The sequence below is a fragment of the Micromonospora sp. II genome (assembly GCF_001709195.1).
Lineage (GTDB): Bacteria > Actinomycetota > Actinomycetes > Mycobacteriales > Micromonosporaceae > Micromonospora > Micromonospora chalcea.
This window is the reverse complement of sequence record NZ_LYXF01000010.1, coordinates 18,295-37,266: the sequence shown is the minus strand read 5'-3', so window position 1 is coordinate 37,266 and position 18,972 is coordinate 18,295. Positions and strand designations below refer to the sequence as shown.

Annotated in this window: 16 protein-coding genes; 3 read left to right on the top strand and 13 right to left on the bottom strand. The window is 73.6% G+C overall.

Annotated features, from left to right (window positions below; translation table 11 throughout):
- Window position 1: 1 nt before the first annotated feature.
- The 4 genes from A8711_RS06510 to A8711_RS06495 all read right to left on the bottom strand — a co-directional run bounded on the left by A8711_RS06510 (window position 2) and on the right by A8711_RS06495 (window position 6,363).
- Window positions 2–562: a dihydrofolate reductase family protein gene (locus A8711_RS06510; protein ID WP_064445359.1), complete on the bottom strand. Its 561-nt coding sequence runs from the start codon at window positions 560–562 to the stop codon at window positions 2–4.
- 106 nt (window positions 563–668) lie between these two features.
- Window positions 669–3,785 carry a BTAD domain-containing putative transcriptional regulator gene (locus tag A8711_RS06505; RefSeq protein WP_158629878.1) on the bottom strand — a complete coding sequence of 1,039 codons (3,117 nt, stop codon included), beginning with the start codon at window positions 3,783–3,785 and terminating at the stop codon, window positions 669–671.
- Between the two features lie 162 nt (window positions 3,786–3,947).
- Window positions 3,948–5,255, bottom strand: a complete 1,308-nt coding sequence (locus tag A8711_RS06500; protein ID WP_069087718.1) for a hypothetical protein — start codon at window positions 5,253–5,255, stop codon at window positions 3,948–3,950.
- A 10-nt stretch (window positions 5,256–5,265) separates the two neighbouring features.
- Window positions 5,266–6,363 (bottom strand): TOMM precursor leader peptide-binding protein, encoded by a 1,098-nt coding sequence (locus A8711_RS06495; protein WP_051611437.1) that lies wholly within the window; start codon window positions 6,361–6,363, stop codon window positions 5,266–5,268.
- Between the two features lie 331 nt (window positions 6,364–6,694).
- Here A8711_RS06495 and A8711_RS06490 point away from each other — a divergent pair, with 331 nt between their 5' ends.
- Complete coding sequence (locus A8711_RS06490; RefSeq protein ID WP_233607880.1) at window positions 6,695–7,072, top strand: hypothetical protein; 378 nt, start codon at window positions 6,695–6,697, stop codon at window positions 7,070–7,072.
- A gap of 45 nt (window positions 7,073–7,117) precedes the next feature.
- Here the strand turns inward: A8711_RS06490 and A8711_RS06485 are convergent, their stop codons facing one another.
- The 4 genes from A8711_RS06485 to A8711_RS06470 all read right to left on the bottom strand — a co-directional run bounded on the left by A8711_RS06485 (window position 7,118) and on the right by A8711_RS06470 (window position 11,928).
- Complete coding sequence (locus A8711_RS06485; RefSeq protein WP_255365601.1) at window positions 7,118–9,319, bottom strand: transglycosylase domain-containing protein; 2,202 nt, start codon at window positions 9,317–9,319, stop codon at window positions 7,118–7,120.
- A 90-nt stretch (window positions 9,320–9,409) separates the two neighbouring features.
- Window positions 9,410–10,213, bottom strand: coding sequence for a hypothetical protein (locus A8711_RS06480; protein WP_043329731.1), 804 nt, complete (start codon window positions 10,211–10,213; stop codon window positions 9,410–9,412).
- Between the two features lie 129 nt (window positions 10,214–10,342).
- Window positions 10,343–11,449, bottom strand: coding sequence for an SPFH domain-containing protein (locus A8711_RS06475; protein ID WP_069087716.1), 1,107 nt, complete (start codon window positions 11,447–11,449; stop codon window positions 10,343–10,345).
- A gap of 5 nt (window positions 11,450–11,454) precedes the next feature.
- Window positions 11,455–11,928: an NfeD family protein gene (locus A8711_RS06470; protein ID WP_030504273.1), complete on the bottom strand. Its 474-nt coding sequence runs from the start codon at window positions 11,926–11,928 to the stop codon at window positions 11,455–11,457.
- A 98-nt stretch (window positions 11,929–12,026) separates the two neighbouring features.
- Here A8711_RS06470 and A8711_RS06465 point away from each other — a divergent pair, with 98 nt between their 5' ends.
- Window positions 12,027–13,337 (top strand): serine hydrolase, encoded by a 1,311-nt coding sequence (locus A8711_RS06465; RefSeq protein ID WP_069087715.1) that lies wholly within the window; start codon window positions 12,027–12,029, stop codon window positions 13,335–13,337.
- A gap of 378 nt (window positions 13,338–13,715) precedes the next feature.
- Here A8711_RS06465 and A8711_RS06460 read toward each other — a convergent pair whose 3' ends face one another.
- Window positions 13,716–14,528, bottom strand: a complete 813-nt coding sequence (locus A8711_RS06460) for a DUF3097 domain-containing protein (RefSeq protein ID WP_064445354.1) — start codon at window positions 14,526–14,528, stop codon at window positions 13,716–13,718.
- 161 nt (window positions 14,529–14,689) lie between these two features.
- On the opposite strand from A8711_RS06460, the gene A8711_RS06455 reads away from it, so the two are divergent.
- Window positions 14,690–15,484: a hypothetical protein gene (locus A8711_RS06455; RefSeq protein WP_030504270.1), complete on the top strand. Its 795-nt coding sequence runs from the start codon at window positions 14,690–14,692 to the stop codon at window positions 15,482–15,484.
- 9 nt (window positions 15,485–15,493) lie between these two features.
- Here the strand turns inward: A8711_RS06455 and A8711_RS06450 are convergent, their stop codons facing one another.
- The 4 genes from A8711_RS06450 to fabG all read right to left on the bottom strand — a co-directional run bounded on the left by A8711_RS06450 (window position 15,494) and on the right by fabG (window position 18,969).
- The gene (locus A8711_RS06450) at window positions 15,494–16,273 is read right to left on the bottom strand and encodes an HAD-IIA family hydrolase (protein WP_043329726.1); all 780 of its coding nucleotides are present in this window, start codon (window positions 16,271–16,273) and stop codon (window positions 15,494–15,496) included.
- A gap of 33 nt (window positions 16,274–16,306) precedes the next feature.
- Window positions 16,307–17,338, bottom strand: coding sequence for a ferrochelatase (locus A8711_RS06445; protein WP_069087714.1), 1,032 nt, complete (start codon window positions 17,336–17,338; stop codon window positions 16,307–16,309).
- A gap of 135 nt (window positions 17,339–17,473) precedes the next feature.
- A complete protein-coding gene (gene fabI / locus A8711_RS06440; RefSeq protein WP_069087713.1) occupies window positions 17,474–18,241 on the bottom strand; it encodes an enoyl-ACP reductase FabI in 768 nt (255 codons plus the stop codon).
- Between the two features lie 23 nt (window positions 18,242–18,264).
- Window positions 18,265–18,969, bottom strand: coding sequence for a beta-ketoacyl-ACP reductase (fabG, locus tag A8711_RS06435; protein WP_043329724.1), 705 nt, complete (start codon window positions 18,967–18,969; stop codon window positions 18,265–18,267).
- Window positions 18,970–18,972 lie beyond the last annotated feature (3 nt).

Here is an 18,972-nt window from a genome sequence, read left to right as displayed (position 1 = left end):
GTCAGGCCCGCGCGTAGCGCAGCAGCACCGACCGCCCGTCGAACTGACGCGTCTCGACCAGCCGCAGGTGCTGGCGGGCCAGGTCGGGCAGCACCTGCCGTCCGCCGCCGAGCACCACCGGGTGCACGATCACCTCGTAGGTGTCGACGAGCCCCAGCGCGGCCAGCGCCGTCGCCGCGCCGGTGCCGCCGGTGACCAGCAGGTCACCGGGGAACCGCTCGCGGACCTCGGCGAACTCCTTCGCCAGGTCGCCGCCGCCGACCACCACGGCGCCGTGGGGAGCCTCGGCGAGCGTGCGGGAGACCACGATCTTCGGGGTACGCCGCCAGATCGGCGCGAACGCCAGGTCGTGCGGGTGGTCGGAGATCGACTCGACCTGCGGCCAGTAGGAGGCCATCATCTCCCACACCCGCCGCCCGTAGACGAAGGCGTCGGCCCGCTCGGCCAGGTCGATCGAGTACGCGGACAGCTCCTCCCCCATCTGCGGCCAGTCGAACTCGCCGTTCGGCCCCTCGATGAAGCCGTCGACGGACGTGTGCACCCCGTAGCTGACAGTGCCCATGATGTGTTCCTCCGCGTTGCGGCGCGTCCCGGTCGGGCGCGCTCGCCGGTGGGTCGGAGCCGCCCGGCCGGATCCGACAACCCGGCCCCGACGACTCCCGGCCAGGCTACGGTCCGGCCAGCCGCCGCTCGATCTCGTCCGCCGTGGCGGTGGCCCCGATCCGGGCGGCCACCTCGTGGGCGCGTCGCCAGACGTCCCGGGCCGCCTCGGCCCCGGTCAGCCGCTCCACCGCCCGGGCCAGGTCCATCAGGGCCTCCAGCTGCAGCGGCGGGCTGGCCGTCAGGTCGTCGGCCGCCTGTTCGAGCAGGACCCGCGCCCGCGCCGGGTCGCCCGACATCAGGCTGATCCGTCCCTGGGCGTACCGGGCGTAGGCCAGGTAGGCGGCGACCCGCATCTCGCGGGCCTGCTCCAGGGCGGTGTCGGCGTATCCGGCCGCCTCGCCCAGCCGGCCGTGCCCCGCGAGCATCGCGGCGACCTCGCTGAGCAGCGCCACCTCACCGAGCCGGTCACCGTGCCGCCGGACCAGTTCCAGGGCCTCCAGGTACGCCGCCCGGGCCTCGTCCACCGCGCCACGGTGGTCGTGCCAGCGGCCCGACGCGCGCAGTCCGAACGCGAGCGGCCGGGGCGTGCCGGCGGCCCGCAGCAGCGCGACGGCCCGGGCGAGCGTCTCCCCGGCTGCCGGGTCGCCTTCCTGGAACTGGAGGACGCCCAGCCGGGCGAGTTTCGGTCCGGCGGCCACCTCGTCGCCGGCCTCCTGGTACAGCTCGATGGAGCGGACCAGGCTGGCGCGTGCCGCCGGACGGTCGCCCAGCCCTTCGTACACCTGGTTCTCGACGCCGGCGATGTCGGCCCGCAGCCAGGGCTGGGCGAGCGGCTCGGCCGCCGCCGCGGCGGCCCGCGCGTAGCCGAGCGCGGCCTCCAGGTCACTGCGTAGCAGGGCCGCGAACGCCACGCAGAGCCGGAGCCGGGCGATCCCCTCCGGGTGCCGCCGGCGCTCGGCGGCCGCCAGCCCGATCTCGGTGACCCGGGTCAGGTCGTCCACCCGGGCGTCGACGAACAGGTAGTAGTCGCAGTGCCAGGCCAGCGCCCAGGAGTAGTCCTCCAGGCCGGGCGTCGCGGCGGCCTGCTCGATGCCGGCGAGCAGGGCGGCCCGTTCGGCGCCGAACCAGCGTTTCGGGTCGCGCAGGTGCTCGCCGGTGGGCGCCGGTGACCTCGGCAGGTCGGCGACGATGACGGCGCCGCCCTCCTGGCTCAGCGCCACGCGGGCCTGCTCGGTCAGCGTCAGCCAGGTGCCGAAGACGCGCCGCAGCACCTCCGGCCGTTCCCGCGGCCCCTCCTCCCGCGCGGCGCGTTCCCGGGCGAAGGCGCGGACCAGATCGTGGAGGTGATAGCGGACCTGGCCCAGCTCGTCCGGTCCGGTCACCTCGACCAGGTTGGCCTCGGCCAGGCCGGTGACCGCGTCCGCCGCGCCCGCCTCGTCGTCGAGCAGGACGGCGGGCAGCCACGGCGGCGCCCGGTCGAGGTCCAGCACCGCGAACCGGCGCAGCAGCCGGCGGACCGGCTCGTCCAGCGCCACGTACGCCGAGTGGAACGCCGCCCGTACGCTGCGGTCGGCGCGGGCGAGATGGTCCAGCCGGTGCGAGAGTTCGGCGAGCTGCGCCGCCGCCTGCCGCAGCGACAGCACGCCGGGTATCGCCAGCCGGGCGCCCGCGATCCGCACCGCCAGCGGCAGCAGCCCGCAGTGGTGGACGACGTCCGACGCGGAGCCGGGCTCGGCGGCGACGCGGTCCGGGCCGATGATGCCGGCCAGCAGCCGCAGCGCGTCCGCCTCGGGCAGCGGCTCCAGCCGCAGCTGGTGGGCGCCGTCGACGTCGACGAGCGCGCGCCGGCTCGTGACCAGCACGACGGTGTCCGTACCGGGCAGCAGGGGGCGCACCTGCGCCGCGTCGGCCGCGTTGTCCAGCAGCACCACTCCGGGCCGCTCGGCCATCGCGCCCCGGAACAGCGCGGCGCGTTCCTCCAGGTCCGCCGGGATCTGGGCGCCGGGCACGCCGAGCGCCCGCAGGAACCGCCCGAGCACCTCGACCGGGGGCGCCGGATGGTCGTGCCCGTTCAGGTCCACGTAGAGGTGCGGACCGGGGTACGCCGGGCCGAGCTGGTGGGCGATCCGGACCGCGAGGGTGGTCTTGCCGACGCCGGGCAGGCCGCTGATCGCCGTCACGGCGACCGCCGGCCGCTCCGGAAGCCACTCCAGGACCGCCGCGATCTGTTCCTCCCGGCCGACGAAGTCGGTGAGGCCGGCCGGAAGCATCCGGACCGGCGGGCGCGCGGCCCCGTCCGGTCCGGCGGCACCGTGTTGTGCGGCGGCACCGTGTTGTGCGGCGATTCCGTGTTGTGCGGCGGCGGCGGCCGGGCGCGGTCCGGCGGGCGGGCGGTCCGGCGGCGCGACGACCGGGCCCGCGTCGGGCGACGACCGGAGGCTGGGGTCGTTGCGCAGGATCAGGTCGCGCAGCCGGATCAGCTGGGCCGTGGGGTCGATGCCGAGCTCCTCGGCCAGGCGGCGGCGCAACTGGTCGAACCGGTCCAGTGCCTCGCCCTGCCGGTCCGCCAGGTAGAGGGCCCGCATGAGCTGACCCACGAGCGACTCCCGCCACGGGTACGCCTCGACCAGCTCGGTGAGCCGGCCGATCACGCTGTCGTACCGGCCGAGGCCCAGCTCCAGGCCGAGGCAGCGCTCGACCACTGTCATCCGCCGTTCGTCGAGACGCTGCGCCGCCGCGGTGAGCGCCGGCGTACGCAGGCCGTCGAGCGCCGGACCGCGCCACATCGCCAGCGCCTCGCGCAGCCCGGACACCGCCTCCTCCGGGGCGCCGCCCCGGTCGAGGAGCCCTTCCGCCCGGCGTACCCGTTCCTCGAAGACGTCCAGGTCGAGTTGACCCTCGGCGACGGTGAGCAGATATCCGGAGCCGTGGGTGCCGATCACGTCGCCGGGCAGACCGGCGGCGCGCAGCGCCCGTCGCGCCGCCGCGACCCGGTTGCGGACCTGGACGTCCGCGCTCGCCGGCGGATGGCCGCCCCAGGCCGCGTCCATGAGACGGGACACCGGGACGATCCGGTTGGCTTCCAGCAGCAACGCGGCGAGCATGGCCTGACTGCGGGGGCCACCGACGCGGACCGTCCGATCGTCGAGGCACACCTCGACCGGGCCGAGCAGCCGAAACATGACCGCCGGCACCATTCGCTCCCCCCGAAGCGCGCGGACCCGGGCGACCACGTCAAGATCGCCCTCCGGCCCCACCCTAGACGAGTTCGCGCGAGGCCAGGGGGTGACGCGTACCAGCGGTGACCGGGGGGACACACCACTGTGTCCGGTCGTCGTCGGTGGTCAGCCGATCGGGTCCGGCGCGGCGTGCGGCGCTTGACCGGACGTGGCCCGCGCCCGGCGCCGCCGGGAGTGACGGCGGTAGAACGTGACCAGGAACATCGCCTGGAGCGTGCCCTCGACGAGCAGGACGAGCGCGCCGTCCACGGCCGCGAGCAGGCTTCCGCCGGTCGCGCCGGCCAGCACGGCCGAGCCGGCCTGGATCGCGCCGTGCGCGACGATCGGGATTCCGAACAGGACGAAGCTGGACAACGCGACAGCGCTGCCCGCCACCACCGCCAGCGCGTAGATCCGTACCGCGCGCCGCTCGTGCGGCGGCAGGACGGCGGTGGGGTCCCCGGCCGACGGTGTCACCCGGCCGGGAAGCGCCGCGTGCAGACCCCGGCGCAGCAGGTGCCGGGCGTACGCGAAGCCGTCCTGGAACAGGTTGCGGCACCGCAGCAGGTCCAGCAGGACGAAGTAGCAGTCGGTACGCATGTAGACGTGCAGTTGCAGCGCCATCGACATGACGATCACCAGAACGACGGCGGACAGCAGGCCGCCGACCAGCGGATGCGGCCGGGCGTACGCCATCACCAGCAGCGCGGCGCACACCACGGCGGAATCCCAGAGCAGGCCGCTGAGGTAGACGCGGTACCGGTGGCGGCGCGGCACCGACCAGATCGCCGTCACGTCGGTCTCCAGGACCAGATGGTGCAGCCGGGTGGCGAACCGGATCCGGGCCGGCGCGTCCAGCGAACGGGCCGCCACCAGGTGACTGAACTCGTGCAGCACCGCCGTCCCGGAGAACAGCACGGTGTTCACGAGCACGGCGAGACCGACGTAGCCGGTCCAGAAGAAGTCCCGGTACGACGGCAGCAGCTCGGGACGGCGTACCACTGTGGCCAGCGTCGCCGCGACCAGCGCGACGTAGGCCACCTTCGCCGCCGGGCCGAACAGCCAGCGCACGTGCCGGGCCCGCAGCCAGGGCAGGTGCGGCCGGTCCTCGCGGCGGGCGCCGCCGGTGGGCCGGCCGTCGACCTCGGCCACCAGGCCCGCCTCCCGCAGCGCGAGCACCAGGTCCACGAGGTCGAGCTCCACGTCGTGGTCGGCGGCGATCCGTTCCTCGGCCACGCCGATCGGCGCTCCGCCGTCGAGCAGCTCGACGGCACGGACGCCGATCGCGGGCAGTTCCACGAACTCGCCGACCTCCGGCCGGCCCACCACCACCGAGTCCGGGTCGTCGTCGGACGGCCGGATCCGCAGCGGGTGGAACCGTACCCGCGTCGCGGCGCCCAGATCCGGCGCCGCCTCGACCCCGGTGGTCGTCATCGCCCGGTCCTCACGCGCCGCGCGGACCGCACGAGGGGCAGTCCGGGTCCCGCGGCACGTCGATGAAGTAGTGGTGGTCCCAGCGCGCGGCGTTCTGGTGGAAGACCCGCCCGGCGACCTGCTGGGGCAGCCCGCCGAGGTGGTAGAGCACCTCCAGCGCGCAGAGGTGACCGGTCACGTTCGCGGTGGCGGCGATCACCGCGTTCGGTCGTTCCCCGCCGCGCAGCGGCGTGCCGTCGGTCTGGATCTCGTGCTTGTCCGGCCGCCGCCGCAGGCAGGTGTAGCACCCGGTGCGGCCCGGGAGGAACGAGCCGACGACCGTCATCGGCCCGGTGTAGAGCGCCATGAACCACGGCGTGCCGGTACGCAGCGCCGCCTCGTTCGTCCAGTCCTGGATCTGGTCGACGGGCCGGTCCGCGCAGAGGACGAAGACGTCCCGCCCGTTCATCAGCGGCACCAGGTCGTCGGCGGAGCGGACCCGGCACTCCTCCCCGGTCACGTCGACGTGCGAGTTCATCGCCCGCAGCCGGTCCACGGCGACCTTCACCTTCGGCTGGCCGAGGTCGCTCTCGGTGTAGAGCAGCTGGCGGGTCAGGTTCGGCTGGTCGATCACGTCGAAGTCGGCGCAGTGCAGGCCGCCGACGCCGCTGGCGACGAGTCCGGCCGCGACCGCCGTGCCGGTGCCGCCGAGACCGAGTACGGAGACCCGCGCCCGCCCGATACGCGCCTGCACCTCGAAGGGCGAGCTGCGGGGCTGGGTGTCGATCCAGGCGTAGAAGTGCCGGGCCCGGTCGTAGCGCTGCGCGGCCTCCGCGGTGAACCCGTCGGGCAGCGGGGCCGCCGCGTCCTCGACGAAGCCCTGCGCGATGAGCTGGTCCACCACCTCGCGGACGCTGCCCTCGTCGATGCCCGGGTGCGTCTCGGCGAGGTCCGCGCAGACCTCCCACACGTACCGGGTGCCGTCCAGCAACGTCAGGATGCGGGCGATCGTGCCGTCCTCGTCGTCCTGGATCTCCGACGCGACGCCGTACTGCATCAGACCGATGATCAGCCGGTTCCCCGGCAGCGTGTAGGGCTCGTGGACACTCTTGACGCGCGGCTTGAGCATGGGACCGCAACCTCACTAACGCTCGGCGGAAGACGGGAAAGCGGCACCCCGGCCGCCGCGGTAGGTGGCGGCGACCGGGGTGCCGGCGCGGATCAGGCGCCGTTGCTCTCGCGGATGACGGTGGTCTCCAGCCGCTCCAGCTTGCGGACCTTCAGCGAGAGCTTCTTCTTGCCGGCCTGCTCGATCGTGGCCTTCTCCATGGACGCCTCCTCGATTCGGGTACGCCTTCCGTGGTGCCGGAAGGCGAGCCCAAGCCTGTCGCCCGGCGTCACCGGTCGATCACAAGTCGATCATCAGCGGCCGTTGATGATCGCCGCCAGCATCCGGGTGCGTGGCCCGACCTGTGATGATCGCGTTGCTCGGCGTCGACGGCTCCGGCAGGACCAACCAGGCGAAGGCGCTGGCCGAGCGGCTGCGCCGGCGAGGTGTCCGGGCGCGGTACTTCGAGAACGCCGGTGGGAGGCCACTGTGGAACCGGCTGGCCCGGGCGCTCGGCCGGGCCGACGGGGTGGCGCTGTTCGGCCGTACCGTCCATCCGGCGCTGGAGGCGACGGTGCGCGCGGCGGCGATGGCCCGGACCATGGCGGTGGCCCGCCTGACCGGCCGGGTGGCGGTGCTGGACCGGTGGACCTGGTGCCAGGACGTGATCAAGGCGGGCCGGGGCGACCGAGGCGGCGGGTGGCCGCGCGCCGTGGGGGGGCGGCGTTAAGAAGGGGCCCCTTTACTACCGGAGGCGTTAAGAAGGGGCCCTTCCTTACCCGCGGTCGCGCAGCCAGCGCAGCACGTCGGAGGGCAGCTCGCGGTCCTCGCGCTGCTCGCGGCGGTCCGGCTCGGTCCGCCGGGGCGGCTGCGGACGCTGCGGGTCGCCGACCAGCRTCCGGCTCGGCGCGGTGAAGTCGGCCACCGGCTTGCCGGTGACCGCTGTCCTGATGGTCCACGCGACCGCGTCGATCACCTTCGCCTGCACGGCGGAGCCGACCAGGTCGGTGACGTCGTCCGGGTTGGCGGCGATGCCGGCCACGGCGACCTGCGGGGTGTACCCGACGAACGTCTCCGTGGCGTTCCGCTCCGAGCTGCCGGTCTTGCCGGCGACCGGGCGGCCGACGATCGAGTCGACGGCGGTGGCGGTGCCGCCGTTGCACTGCCCGAACGCCGACTGCTGGCCGACCGGGCAGCGGGCCGCGTCGGTGGCGGCCCGGGCCACGTCCGGGTCGAGGACCCGCTTGCACTCCGGTTGCCCCACGTCGACGGTGCCGCCGTCGGGCGTGGTCACCGAGACCACCGGCAGCGGCGTGCAGTACGTGCCCTCGGCGGCCACCGTCGCGTACGCGTTCGCCAGGTCGAGCGGGGTGGTGGCGGCCACGCCGAGCGTGAACGCACCCCAGTCGGCGGCGTGGTCGCGGGCGAACGTGGCGTCGGAGTCGGCCCGGAAGGTGATGCCGAGGCGCTGCGCCATCTCCACCACCTTGTCCTCGCCGACCTGTTCGGCCAGCCAGACGAAGTACGTGTTGACGGAGCGGCCGAAGCCGTCCCACATCATCCGGTAGCCGTCCATCCACTGCGGGTTGGCGTTCGCCGGGCACCAGGTGCCGTCGCAGTTGCCCTCGTCGTCCGAGGCGTACCGGGTGGGCAGCCGGCTGGGGGCGTCGAAGCCGGTGGACAGCGGCTTGCCGGCCTCCAGCGCCGCCAGCATGGTGAACATCTTGAACGTCGAGCCGGCCTGGTAGCCGTCGACGCTGGCGCCGCCGGAGATCAGCGGGTTGACAGTGTTCGGGTGGTTGGCCTGCCCGTCCGGGTTGGCGTCGAGGCTGTAGTGCCGGTTCACCGCCATGGCGAGCACCCGGCCGGTGCCGGGCTCGACCGCCGCGATCGGCAGCGCGCGCTTGTTGCCGTACCCGTAGACCTTGGTGGCCTGCTCCTGCGCGGTCTCCTGGATCTTCGCATCCAGCGTGGTGACGACGCGGTAGCCGCCCCGGCGCAGCGCCTGCTCGCGCTCCTCGGGGGTGGCGCCGAACGCGGGCTGGGTGAGCCACCAGCGGCGCAGGTAGTCGCAGAAGAAGCCCCAGTCGTCGTGCCCCTGGGCGGTGGCGGTGCAGCCGTTGGGCTGGGCGGTCGGCCGCAGCGTGGGCGCCTGCGCCTGCGCCGCAGCGGCCTGCTGGGCGGTGATCGCGCCGGTCTCGGCCATCGCGTCCAGCACGTACGCCCGGCGGGCCAGCGCCTGGTCCAGGTCGCCGTCGATCGGGCTGTACGCCTCCGGCGACTGGACCAGACCGGCCAGCAGCGCCGCCTCGCCCAGCGTCAGGTCGGCCGGCGCCTTGCCGAAGTAGCGCTGGCTGGCGGCGGCGACGCCGTACGCACCGGAGCCGAAGTACGCGATGTTGAGGTAGCGGTTGAGGATCTCGTCCTTGGACAGCGACTGCTCCAGCGCGTTCGCGTACCGGATCTCCTGGAGCTTGCGCCCGACGGTCTGCTCGGTGGCGGCCTGCCGCTCCGCCGGCGTGCGGTTCGGGTCGGTCTTGAGCACGTTGCGGACGTACTGCATGGTCAGCGTGGAGCCGCCCTGCTCGGTGCCGCCGCCCTTGACGTTCGCCACCAGCGCCCGGGCGATGCCGCGCAGGTCCGCGCCGCCGTGCGAGTAGAACCGCCGGTCCTCGGCCGCGATGATCGCCTGCCGCATCACCGGGGCGATCTCGTCCAGCGACACGTCGGTGCGGTTCACGTCGTAGAACGTGGTGATCAGCGTCTTGCCGTCGTTGGCGTAGAGGTAGGAGCGCTGCGGCTGCGCCGGCGTGCGCAGCGCGTCGGGCAGGTCCGCGTACGCGCCGAGCGCCGCCCGGGCGGCGAACCCGCCGAGCAGTCCGGCGGGAAGCGCGGCGACCGCGAGGACGAGCCCGGCGAGCAGGCCGGCCAGCAGCACGGTGAACAGCCGCGACAGCGGCGACCTGGGTGACGGCATGAAGGCAAGGATTGCCACGAAAGCCGCCTACCGGCCACCTCGCCAGGCAACTGTCAGTTACTTCACGGCAACCGCCCAGCTCCGAACCGGTCAGCCCGCCCCGAGTGGGCCCTTCGGTGACGCGGGCGGCACCGGAGCGGCGGCGACGCTGGCGGCCGCCGCGTCCCGGGCGATGGTCTCGGGCACCAGGCGGCCGCTGCGGTAGCCGATGCCGATGCCGGCGACCAGCACGAAGATCGCGCCGAACGTCTGGAGCGAGCCGATCAGCGCGCCGCCCAGGCCGAGCAGCGGGGCGGCGATCATCAGCATGGTCCCGTCGCCGTAGGAGAACATCCCGGACCGGGCCACCGACCAGCCGGTCAGGAACCAGCCCACGCTGTAGAGCGTGGCGCCGAACAGCACGATGCCGCGCGCGGTCACGCCGAACACCGGCGTCTGCTCGGCCAGCCCGGCGAACGGCAGCATCAGCACCATCCCGCCGATGCTGGCGAGCAGCCCGGCCAGCGCGACGCGGCGGCAGCGGGTGGCGGCGAGCAGGCCGGTGAGCGCGAGCAGGGCGAGCAGCCCGAGCCACACCGAGGCGACCCAGCCGACCAGGTAGAGCGGCCGGCCGTCGGCCGGGTACGGGTCGTTGCCCACCCCGCCGTCGCTGGCCATCGCCACCAGGCCGTAGAGCACCGCGTACGCGGGCAGCAGCCAGACCGCCGCGCGGGCGAACCGGCGGATCGACCAGGCCCAGGTCGCGTCGGTGGCGGGCGCGCCCGGGCCGGGCTCGGAGACGAACGGCAGGACCCCGAACCCCCCTCCGGTGCGCCGGGAGCCGATCGGCCCGGCGGGGTCGTGCGCGCCGGGGACCGGGGTACGGGAGAACAGCCGGTTCGCCGGGTCCTTCATGCGTCACCTCGTTCGCGCCGCGGGTGGCCCGGGACACGCAACGGCGCTCCGGCCCTGCTCACCACCCGTCCTCAAGACCGATGGTGGCAGTCGCCGGAGCGCCGTATGAGGACTTCTCGGATTTGCCGGTCAGCCCCGCTCGCGCTGGTCCGCCGGGTCGTTCACCAGGCTGGCCGGCGACACCGGCTCCGGCGCGGGCAGGCCCTGCGGGGTGTTGCCGCCGGTGGCCTGCGCCTCGGCCACCCGTACCTCGTTGTGGATCTCCTGGGCCGCGACAGCCGCGGCCTGGGCGGCCTCGGCGGCCTCCCGCTCGACCTCGCCGGCGCTGCGGGCGGCCTCCGGCGACGGCACGTCGCCGGCCATGTTGGCCAGCCCGCCCAGCGCGCCGCCCATGCCCTCCAGGGCCTTGGTCAGCTCGGTCGGGACGATCCAGACCTTGTTGGCAGTGCCGTTGGCGATCTGCGGCAGCGCCTGGAGGTACTGGTAGGCCAGCACCTTCTGGCTCGGGTTGGCGGTGTGGATCGCGTCGAAGACGGTACGGATCGCCTTGGCCTGGCCCTCCGCCTGGAGGATCCGGGCCTGCCGGTCACCGTCGGCGCGCAGCACCGCGGCCTGCTTCTCACCCTCGGCGGTGAGGATCTGCGACTGCTTGTGGCCCTCGGCGTTGAGGATCGCGGCGCGGCGGTCCCGCTCGGCGCGCATCTGCTTCTCCATCGAGTCGCGGATGCTCGGCGGCGGCTCGATCGCCTTGATCTCGACCCGGGTCACCTTGATGCCCCAGCGGCCGGTGGTCTCGTCCAGCACGCCGGACAGGTGCCGGTTGATCTCCTCGCGGCTGGTCAGCGCGCGCTCCAGGTCCAGCGAGCCGATCACGTTACGCAGCGTGGTGACGGTCAGCTGCTCGATCGCCTGGAGGAAGTTGGAGATCTCGTAGGTGGCGCGAACCGAGTCGACGACCTTGAAGTAGAGAACCGTGTCGATCGAGACGACCAGGTTGTCGGAGGTGATCACCGGCTGGGGCGGGAAGCTGACCACCTGCTCACGCATGTCGACCTTGGTGCGTACCGCGTCGACGAACGGCACCAGCAGGTTCAGGCCCGGGTTCAGCGTGCGCTTGTACCGGCCCAGCCGCTCCACCACGTCCTGCCGCTGCTGCGGCACGATCCGCACCGCCTTGAACAGCGTCACCACACCGATCAACGCCACCGCGATCATCAGGATCGCCAGAAACTCCATACCGTTCACCTTTTCGCTTCGGGCAGCTCGCCCGGGGTGGAAATGTCGTCCTGCCATACCAGGGCGGTAGCGCCCCGAACCTTGATCACCTGCACCCGCTCACCCTCGGCGTACGAGCGCGTCGCGTCGTACGAGCGGGCCGTCCACAGCTCACCATCGATCTTGATCATCCCGCGCTCGGAGTCGACCGGCTCCAGGACCACAGCGGTGGCCCCCTCCAGCGCCTCCACCCCGAACGGCTGCTCCCCGGTCTCGATCGCCGGCCGCGCGTGCCGCCGGACCACCGGACGGACCACCGCCACCGACAACGCCGACACCACCGCGAAGATCACCGCCTGCAGCGCCACCGGCGCACCGAGCGCCGCGGCGCCGGCCGCGGCGAACGCCCCGACCCCGAACATGATCAGGAAGAGCGTCGTCGTGAAGATCTCGGCGACCGCCAATACCACACCCAGAACGATCCAGAACACGGCGTCCACGAGAACAATCCTGACACGTCAACGCACGTGTCATCGAACTGTCATGATCGCTAGGCTCGGCTCGGCGTACCGCGCCCACCGCCGACGAGGAGGACGAGATGCCCCTGCTGCCCGAGACCGCGCGTCAGGTGGACCTGCTGGTCGCCCGGGCCCAGGCCGAGGGGCGGGGCCCCTCCCTCGCCCTCGGCGTGGTCCGCGACGGCCGGCTGGCGCACCTCGCCGTCGCCGGTGAGACGCCCCGCCCCGACGCCGACCTGCAGTACCGGATCGGCTCGATCACCAAGACGATGACCGCGGTGCTGGTGATGCAGCAGCGCGACGCCGGCCGGCTGTCACTGGACGACCCGCTGGACGCCCACCTGCCCGGCACCCCGGTCGGCTCGGTGACGGTGCGCCAGCTCCTCGGCCACGTCAGCGGCCTGCAACGCGAGCCGGACGGCGACTGGTGGGAGCGGGTCGGGGGCACGGACCTGGACACCCTGCTCGCCGGGCTGACGCCGGACAAGATCGCCTACCCGCCGCACTTCGTCTACCACTACTCGAACCTGGCGTACGGGCTGCTCGGCGCCGCGCTGGAACGGATCACCGGCACGCCCTGGGCGGAGCTGCTGACCGAGCGGCTGCTGGCCCCGCTGGGCATGCGCCGCACCACGTACCACCCCACCGAGCCGTACGCCCGCGGATACGTCGTCCACCCCTGGCACGAGACGCTGCGGGAGGAGCCGCGCACCGACACCGCGGCGATGGCGCCGGCCGGCCAGCTCTGGTCCACGGTCGAGGACCTGGGCCGCTGGGCCACGTTCCTGGCCGACCCGGACCCGGCGCTGCTCTCCCCCGCCACGCTCACCGAGATGTGCGCCCCCATGGTCATCAACGACCTCGACTCGTGGACCGGCGGGCACGGCCTCGGCATCGAGCTCTACCGGGTCGGCGACCGGGTGTACGTCGGGCACGGCGGATCCATGCCCGGGTACGTCGCCGGCCTGGCCGTGCACCGGCCCACAGGCACCGCCGTGGTCAACTTCGCCAACTCGTACGGGCTGCGCGGCCACCACATCGGCGCGCTCGGCCGGGAAGCGCTCACACTGGTGCTGGACGCCGAACCGGCCGCGCCCGCCCCCTGGCGCCCGGCCGACCCGCCCGCCGCCGACGTGGCCGCGCTGACCGGGCGCTGGTGGTGGATGGGCGGCGAGTACGAGTTCCGCGTCGACGCCGCCGGCGACCTGGTCGGCGGCCAGGTGGGCAGGCCGCAGCTGCGCTTCACCCGCGAGGGCCCGGACCGGTGGCGGGGCCGCGCAGGCTCCCAGGACGGCGAGATCCTGACGGTGATCCGCGACGAATCAGGCACCCCGGTAGCCCTGGACATAGCCACCTTCGTCCTGACCCGAACCCCCGACGAGCTCCCCTGACACCCACCCCTCGCCCCTCGCCCCCGCCCCCGCCGATCTTGCACTTGTGGCCCTCATTTCGCCCCGCTATGCCCGATCCGCGGGGACCACAACTCCATGATCGACGCACACCCGCACCGCTCGCCCCGTGATCAAGGAGTTCGCGTCCGCGTTGATCTCCAATTCACCCGCAAACTCCTTGATCACCCTGGCGGGGGCGGGCGGGGCGCGGGGGGGCGGGGCGCGGGGGGCCGGGGGCGCGAGGGGCCGGGGCGGGGGCGGGTGCGGGTGGCGCTGGCGCACGGCGGGGCCGGGGGCGACCGTGACCGGCGCAGGGATCAAGCCTGACCGCCCGGAGCCGGGCACGGTCGCCCCCGGCCCTCAACCGCAACCGACCTCTCAGACAGGCTCGGTGACGAAGTCGATCAACCGCTCCATCGCGTTGATCAGCGGCGTCTCCACGTCGGCGAAACTGTCCACCCGGGACAGGATGTGCCGCCACATGTCAGCCGGCTCGGCCACCCCGAGCGCCGCGCAGACGCCCTCCTTCCAGGGCTGCCCCGGCGGCACCACCGGCCAGGCCGCGATGCCCAGGGCCGCCGGGCGTACCGCCTGCCACACGTCGACGTACGGGTGCCCGGTGACCAGCACGTGCGGCGAGTTGACCCGGGCGACGATCCGGCTCTCCTTCGAGCCGGGCACCAGGTGGTCGACCAGTACGCCGAGTCGGCGGCCGGGGCCGGGCGCGAACGCGCGTACCTCGTCGGCGAGCGCGTCGATGCCGTCCAGCGGTTCCACCACGACGCCTTCGATGCGCAGGTCGTCGCCCCAGATCCGCTCGACCAGCGCGGCGTCGTGCACGCCCTCGACCCAGATCCGGCTGGCCTTGGCGACCTGCGCCCGTACGCCGTCCACAGCTATCGAGCCGGACGCGGTACGGCGGCGCGCGGCAGGCACCGGGGCGCGGGCCGGCCGCCGCAGCGTGACCGGCCGGCCGTCGAGCAGGAACGCGGCGGGCAGCAGCGGGAAGTTTCGCCGTCGCCCGTGCCGGTCCTCCAGCACCACCGCGCCGGTGTCGAAGCCGACCACCGCGCCGCAGAACCCGGAGTCGGCGTCCTCGACCACCAGGTCCGGCTCGGCGTCGACCTCGGGGGTCACCTTCCGTCGCCGCCAGTCGCCGGCCAGCACGTCGCCGTCGTATCGCCCCGCCATGCCGGAGACGCTAGCCACGACCTCGGCGTGTCGCTCGCCGACGCGCCGACCGGGGCGTCATCCGTCGGCACGAAACGGTGCGAAGGGGTTAGTTGGGGGCAGGTCGCGCCACCGGAGCGGCAGCCGAGACAGCAGCGGCGCGGAGCACGTACCCTTTCGGCATGTCCTCCCCCGCAGCGGGCGCGGCCACACTGGCTCCGCGCCGGTCGAGCCGGTTCGTCGCCTGGGTGCGTGCCTGGCGAGCCGGCCTGGTGCCGTTCGACGAGGTGGCCGACGCGGTCGCCGGCGACGAGGAGCACCTGGTCGCCGACGCACCCGGCACCTGGACCGACGTGTCCCTGCGGGAGGCGCTGCCCAGCCTGGCCAAGCACTCCCCGGACGACATCCGCCTGGTGCTGCCCGCGCCGGGCGACCCGCGCGGCCTGCCCGGCCCGGGCGCGTTCGCCGGGGCGGCGCTGGTGGCCGGCGAGGCGGTGGTGGCCAGCGGCATGGGGTTGGTGCCGGAGGTCCGCACGCACACCTCCGGGTCGGGGATGACCTGGGAGACAGTGCTCTGGCGGGTCCACCCGCTGCCGGCGGACGCGCCGAAGGCGTCCCTGTCCACGCCCGGCGCGGCGGAGGCCGAGGCGGAACTCTCCGCGGTGCTCGCCGAGACGACAGCCACGCTGACCCGCCTCGACGTCGCGCAGTGGCGGCCCGAGCTGGCCGGTGCGCTCGCCGCGTTGCGCCGCCCGGACGGAGGCACCGACCTCCCGCCCGGCTTCGACCCGCGGGCCCGCCGGCTGTTCGCGCGCGCCGCCGTACTCGATCGGGTGCTGGCGCTGGCCGGGGAGAGCGCGCCCGGCGGCGCGGTGAACACCTACGAGGCGCAGCAGCGCGACGCGGCGCTGCGGCCGCTGACCACCGCCTGCCGGCAGGCCCTGGTGGCCGCCTGCAACGCGCCGCTGCGGCTGTAGAACCCCGGCTCAGACCTCGTCGATCAGGTCGGCCACCGAGTCGACGATCCGCGACGGACGGTACGGGTACCGCTCGGCCTCGGCCCGGCTGCTGATGCCGGTGAGCACCAGGATCGTCTCCAGGCCGGCCTCCAGGCCGCACAGGATGTCGGTGTCCATCCGGTCGCCGATCATCGCGGTCGACTCGGAGTGGGCGTCGATCGTGTTCAGCGCCGAGCGCATCATCATCGGGTTGGGCTTGCCGACGAAGTACGGGTCGACACCCGTCGCCTTGGAGATCATCGCCGCCACCGAACCGGCCGCCGGCAGCGCGCCCTCCATCGACGGGCCGGTGGCGTCCGGGTTGGTGCAGATGAACCGGGCGCCGTCGTTGATCAGCCGGATCGCCTTGGTTATCGCCTCGAAGCTGTAGGTGCGTGTCTCCCCCAGCACCACGTAGTCCGGGGCGAAGTCGCTGAGCACGTACCCCACCGCGTGCAGCGCCGTGGTCAGCCCGGCCTCACCGATGACGTACGCGGTCCCGCCCGGCCGCTGGTCGGCCAGGAACTGGGCGGTGGCCAGGGCGGACGACCAGATCGCCTCCTCCGGCACGTCCAGCCCCATCCGGGCCAGCCGGGCCTGGAGGTCACGCGGGGTGTAGATGGAGTTGTTCGTCAGCACCAGGAACGGCTTGCCGGAGGCACGCAGCTTCTTGACGAACTCCGGCGCGCCCGGCACCGGCTGTCCCTCGTGCACCAGCACGCCGTCCATGTCGGTGAGCCAGCTCTGCACCGGCTTGCGGTCAAGCATCGTGTCGTCCCCAGGGGTGTCGTCGGGTCGGGCTCAGGGCCGGCGGGCCGGGGGTACGCAGCACAACGCCGGACAGGTGTCCCAGGCCGGCAGTTCGCCGAGCCGACGGCGCAGCCGCTCGCCGTCCGGGGCGGTGCGTTCCAGCACCAGCTCGCGGACCATCGCCACGAACCGCGGGTCGACGCCCGGGGTGCCGGCGCGGACGAAGTCCAGGCCGAGCTGCTTGGCCGTCTCCAGCGCCTCGGTGTCCAGGTCCCACACCACCTCCAGGTGGTCGGAGACGAAGCCGATCGGGCTGACCACGACGCTCGTCACGCCCTGCTCGGGCAGCGTGGCCAGGTGGTCGTTGACGTCCGGCTCCAGCCACGGCACCTGCGGCGGGCCGGACCGGCTCTGCCAGACCAGGTCGTACGCGAGGTCCGGCGCGGCCGCGGCGTGCACCAGCCGGGCGACCTCCTCGAGTTGGGCGGTGTACCGGCCGCCGTGCGGGCCGGCGCTGGCGGCCGCCGACATCGGGACCGAGTGCGCGGTGAAGACCAGCCGGGTGCTGTCCCGCTTCGCGGGGTCGAACTGGGCGAGCGCGGCGCGGACCGCGTCGGCGTGCGGCTCGATGAAGCCGGGGTGGTCCCAGAACTGGCGCAGCTTCTCGATCAGCGGGGCGTCCGGGCCGACCGCGGCGCGGGCCGAGGCGATGTCCTCCTGGTACTGCCGGCAGGAGGAGTAGCCGCCGTACGCGCTGGTGACGAACGCCAGCGCCCGGGTGATCCCGTCGTCGCGCATCCGCGCCACCGTGTCGGCGAGCATCGGGTCCCAGTTGCGGTTGCCCCAGTAGACCGGCAGGTCGACGCCGTTGGCGGCGAAGTCCGCGCGGATCGCCGCGAGCAGGTCACGGCACTGCTGGTTGATCGGCGACACCCCGCCGAAGTGCAGGTAGTGCTCGGCGACCTCGGCCAGCCGCTCCGGCGGCACCCCCCGCCCCCGGGTGACGTTCTGCAGGAACGGGAGAACGTCCTCGGGCCGCTCCGGGCCGCCGAAGGAGACCAGCACCAACGCGTCGTACGCCATGGGGTCCATTCTTCCTCGCCCGCCGTGACGGTGTGGCGACGCCCCCTGGTCGGCGCGGTGACCACCCGGGCATGGGGTGTTAAGAAGGGCCCCTTCCTATGCGCGAGGCGTTAAGAACGGGCCCTTCCTTACATCTCAGGCGCCGATGGCGTGGTAGCCGCCGTCGACGTGGACGATCTCGCCGGTGGTGGCCGGGAACCAGTCCGACAGCAGCGCCAGGCAGGCCCGGGCGGCCGGCTCCTGGTCGGTGAGGCTCCAGCCCAGCGGGGCCCGCTCGGTCCAGGCGTCCTCGAACTGGTCGAAGCCGGGGATGGACTTGGCGGCGATGGTGCGCAGCGGGCCGGCCGCGACCAGGTTGCTGCGGATGCCCTGCTTGCCCAGGTGCAGCGCCAGGTAGCGGGAGGCGGACTCCAGCCCGGCCTTGGCCACGCCCATCCAGTCGTAGACCGGCCACGCCTTGGTGGCGTCGAAGGTGAGGCCCACCACGGCGCCGCCGGAGGACATCAGCGGCAGCGCGGCCATGGCCAGGGACTTGTACGAGTAGGTGGAGACCTGGAGCGCGGTGGCCACGTCCGCCCACGGGGCGTCGAGGAAGCCGCCGCCGAGGCAGCTCTGCGGGGCGAACCCGATCGAGTGCACCACCCCGTCCAGGCCGTCGACGTGCTCGCGTACCTTGTCGGCCAGGCCGGCCAGGTGCTCCTCGCTGGTGACGTCCAGCTCGATCACCGGCGCGGGTTCGGGCAGCCGCTTGGCGATCCGCTCCACCAGGGAGAGCCGGCCGTAGCCGCTGAGCACGACCTGGGCGCCGTTCTCCTGGGCGAGTTTCGCCACCGAGAAGGCGATCGAGGCGTCGGTGATGACGCCGGTGACCAGCAGTCGCTTACCGGCGAGAAGTCCGGACATTGCGTGTCTCCTCCGTGCTCTGCTCAGTGACCCATGCCGAGGCCGCCGTCGACCGGGATGACGGCGCCGGTGACGTAGCCGGCCGCGTCCGAGGCGAGCCAGGTGACGACGCCCGCGACCTCGTCCGGGGTGGCCATCCGCCCGGCCGGGATCGCCTTGCGCAGCTCCGCCTTGCGTTCCTCGGGCAGCCCGGCGGTCATGTCGGTGTCGATGAAGCCGGGCGCCACCACGTTCGCGGTGATGTTGCGGCTGCCCAGCTCGCGGGTGATCGAGCGGGCCACACCGACCAGGCCGGCCTTGCTGGCCGCGTAGTTGACCTGGCCCGCGCCACCGAAGAGGCCGACCACCGAGGAGATGAAGATCATCCGGCCCCACCGGTTCCGGAGCATCTTCGTCGAGGCCCGCTTGGCGACCCGGAACGAGCCGCTCAGGTTGGTGTCGAGCACGCGGGTGAACTGTTCCTCGGACATCCGCATGAGCAGCGTGTCGTCGGTGATGCCGGCGTTGGCGACGAGCACCTCCACCGGGCCCAGCTCGGCCTCGACCGCGGTGAACGCGGCGTCGACCGACTCGGCGTCGGTCACGTCACACCGCACCCCGAACAGGCCCTCCGGGGCCTCGCCGCTCCGGTACGTGACGGCCACCCGGTCGCCCTGCTTGGCGAAGGCCTGCGCGATGGCCAGGCCGATCCCCCGGTTGCCGCCGGTCACCAGCACCGTACGGGCCACGGA

Excerpts from the sequence above, each read along its gene's own strand:
- A8711_RS06455 (WP_030504270.1), top strand. The coding sequence starts at position 14,690 with ATGTCCTCCCCCGCAGCGGGCGCGGCCACACTGGCTCCGCGCCGGTCG.
- A8711_RS06475 (WP_069087716.1), bottom strand. The coding sequence starts at position 11,449 with ATGGAGTTTCTGGCGATCCTGATGATCGCGGTGGCGTTGATCGGTGTG.
- fabI (WP_069087713.1), bottom strand. The coding sequence starts at position 18,241 with ATGTCCGGACTTCTCGCCGGTAAGCGACTGCTGGTCACCGGCGTCATC.
- A8711_RS06445 (WP_069087714.1), bottom strand. The coding sequence starts at position 17,338 with ATGGCGTACGACGCGTTGGTGCTGGTCTCCTTCGGCGGCCCGGAGCGG.
- A8711_RS06480 (WP_043329731.1), bottom strand. The coding sequence starts at position 10,213 with ATGAAGGACCCGGCGAACCGGCTGTTCTCCCGTACCCCGGTCCCCGGC.
- A8711_RS06500 (WP_069087718.1), bottom strand. The coding sequence starts at position 5,255 with ATGACGACCACCGGGGTCGAGGCGGCGCCGGATCTGGGCGCCGCGACG.
- A8711_RS06465 (WP_069087715.1), top strand. The coding sequence starts at position 12,027 with ATGCCCCTGCTGCCCGAGACCGCGCGTCAGGTGGACCTGCTGGTCGCC.
- A8711_RS06495 (WP_051611437.1), bottom strand. The coding sequence starts at position 6,363 with ATGCTCAAGCCGCGCGTCAAGAGTGTCCACGAGCCCTACACGCTGCCG.
- A8711_RS06460 (WP_064445354.1), bottom strand. The coding sequence starts at position 14,528 with ATGGCGGGGCGATACGACGGCGACGTGCTGGCCGGCGACTGGCGGCGA.
- A8711_RS06505 (WP_158629878.1), bottom strand. The coding sequence starts at position 3,785 with ATGTTTCGGCTGCTCGGCCCGGTCGAGGTGTGCCTCGACGATCGGACG.
- A8711_RS06450 (WP_043329726.1), bottom strand. The coding sequence starts at position 16,273 with ATGCTTGACCGCAAGCCGGTGCAGAGCTGGCTCACCGACATGGACGGC.
- A8711_RS06510 (WP_064445359.1), bottom strand. The coding sequence starts at position 562 with ATGGGCACTGTCAGCTACGGGGTGCACACGTCCGTCGACGGCTTCATC.